Source organism: Mesorhizobium sp. M4A.F.Ca.ET.022.05.2.1 (genome assembly GCF_003998845.1).
In the GTDB taxonomy this organism is placed as follows: domain Bacteria; phylum Pseudomonadota; class Alphaproteobacteria; order Rhizobiales; family Rhizobiaceae; genus Mesorhizobium.
Map to the genome: position 1 here is coordinate 1 of NZ_RZOJ01000639.1, position 2,102 is coordinate 2,102.

At 63.3% G+C, this 2,102-nt stretch carries 3 protein-coding genes and 1 pseudogene; all 4 read right to left on the reverse strand.

The window, feature by feature from the left end:
• Positions 1-360: DUF3299 domain-containing protein (locus EN745_RS33950; protein WP_127423252.1), on the reverse strand; the 360-nt coding region annotated here is incomplete at its 3' end.
• Between the two features lie 46 nt (positions 361-406).
• A complete protein-coding gene (locus EN745_RS33955) occupies positions 407-985 on the reverse strand; it encodes a GNAT family N-acetyltransferase (protein WP_127406873.1) in 579 nt (192 codons plus the stop codon).
• Positions 945-1,620 (reverse strand): annotated as a pseudogene (locus tag EN745_RS33960) (DNA alkylation repair protein). The gene EN745_RS33955 and the pseudogene EN745_RS33960 overlap by 41 nt, the downstream one beginning before the upstream one ends.
• Before the next feature lie 7 nt (positions 1,621-1,627).
• On the reverse strand, positions 1,628-2,102 hold a 475-nt coding region (locus EN745_RS33965), incomplete at its 5' end, for an NAD(P)-dependent oxidoreductase (protein WP_145992307.1).

A 2,102-nucleotide genomic window follows, 5' to 3' on the forward strand; every position in this document is an offset into this window, starting at 1 on the left:
CCTGTAGGGATGGGCCGGCGTGACCAAAACGATCTGGTTGGGCGGCGGCGTCGGCATATGGCTGCAGGCGCCCGTCCACGGCACCAGCAGGAACTGGTAGACGAGGTCGCCCTCGCGATCGACAGGCAATGCATAGCCGGCTAATCGAATCGTCTTGTCCTGGAGATTGATGGACAGCGTCTCGCCGTGGTCCGGCAGTTTTGCCGCGATCATCGGCAGGTTGGCGTCTTCGGCGATCGCCTGCGTCGCCGGCCGCAGGTCCTTCCAGAAGATATGCGCGGTCTCGGCCGATGCATCGGCGGCAATGGATACAAGCAAAGCAGCGGAGAGCGCGATGGTTGATTTGAGATGCTTGCTCATTGGCTGCTTCCTTTGCACCTGAGTAAAGACGCCGCCGTCCACGGCGTCAACGCTCGAGCCGCATCACATGCCGGCGCGAGCCCGCGGTGCCGATCTCGTGGAAGCCTCGCACCAGGAACATGTCGCGAAAACCCATGAAGCGGTAGCTTGGCGCTGCCTGGTCGACCGGATAGGCCTCGATCACGCGCGCGCCCCTGTCAAAGGCATGGTCAATCGCCGCGTCGAGCAGTGCCGCCGCGAGCCCGCCGCCGCGCAGGGCCCTCGGCACATAGAAGCAGACGATCGACCAGACGCCCGTTTCGCTGTCGTCCTGAAGCTTTGAGAGCCTGCGATAGGTCTCGCGCGGCGCGACCGAGCACCAGCCGACCGGCTTGCCGTCGACTTCAGCGACGATGCCAACGGGCGTCCCGGCCTCGATCAGCCCCATCATCATGCGCTTCTTCTCGGCGTTCCGGGCGTGCTCGCGGCTGGAATGGCGCCAGGCCATGCACCAGCAATATTTCGGCGCGCCCGGCTGTTCGAAAAGTTCCTCGAAATCCGCGCGGGTCGAGCGCGTCACCTCCGCGAAGCGGATTTCGGCGCCGTCAGCCTTTCCTGGCGGCGATCCGCTCGATCGTCTTGGCATTGGTCAGTTCCTTCACTGCGTCCTTGCCAATCCAGCGCGCCGTCTTGTCGGTCGACTGCGCCAGGCGTTCGGCCACGGCAAGGGCAGCGCCGTGCATTTCCACCGAACGCTTGCCGATCGAACGAAGCGCCCAGTTCACAGCCTTCCTCACGAAATTGCGGCTGTCGGCGGCATGCGCCTCGATGATTGGCAGGAAGCCGAGGAAGGTCGCGACCGGCCATCATGGCAAAGGCCGTGCGTCGAACGAACTCCCGCTCGTCGGCCGCGAACTCTTCGATCAGTTCCTTCCAGGCGTCCGTGTCGACGAACAGGTCGGAGACGCCGTCGACGATATCCCAGGAATCGAAGGACGCCGCCCATTGCCTTGCATCCGCAGCGGAAAACCGCTTCGGGTCGGCGGTGACGGAAGCGATGAACTGCGCTTCCATGATACCGGTCTGCCAGAGTTCGAAGGCACGTTCATGGTTGCGCTTGATCTTCTTGGCGATCTGCCGCTGCACGCCGTGCGGAATACCCAGCGCGCGCTCGATCTTGATGCCGTAGCGCAACATGCCGCGGCGATTTTCCTCCGAGCCGATCGAGCGCAGATAAGCGACGATTTCGTCGGCGCTCGATTGGGGCGAAAGCTCGGCCATGGCGCCCCTATTTCTCCAGACGAGCCAGCAGGGAAGAGGTGTCCCAGCGCCGACCGCCCATCGCCTGCACATCCTTGTAGAATTGGTCGACGAGCGCCGTCACCGGCAGCTTGGCGCCGTTGCGGTCGGCCTCCGCCAGGCAAATGCCGAGATCCTTGCGCATCCAGTCGACAGCGAAACCGAAATCATATTTACCGGCATTCATCGTCTTGTGGCGGTTTTTCATCTGCCAGGAGCCGGCCGCACCCTTGGAGATCACCTCGATCACCTTCTCGATGTCGAGCCCGGCCTTCTTGCCAAAATGGATGCCTTCGGCCAATCCCTGGACGAGCCCTGCAATGCAGATCTGGTTGATCATCTTGGTGAGCTGGCCGGCACCCGACGGCCCCATCAGCCCGACCATGCGGGCAAAAGCATCGATCACCGGTTTGGCCCGGTCGAAAGCTGCTTGCTCGCCGCCCACCATCACAGTGAGCACGCCG

What these genes read in the sequence shown, in the direction of transcription:
- EN745_RS33955 (WP_127406873.1), bottom strand. Translation starts at nt 985, where the DNA reads ATGCCAAGACGATCGAGCGGATCGCCGCCAGGAAAGGCTGACGGCGCC.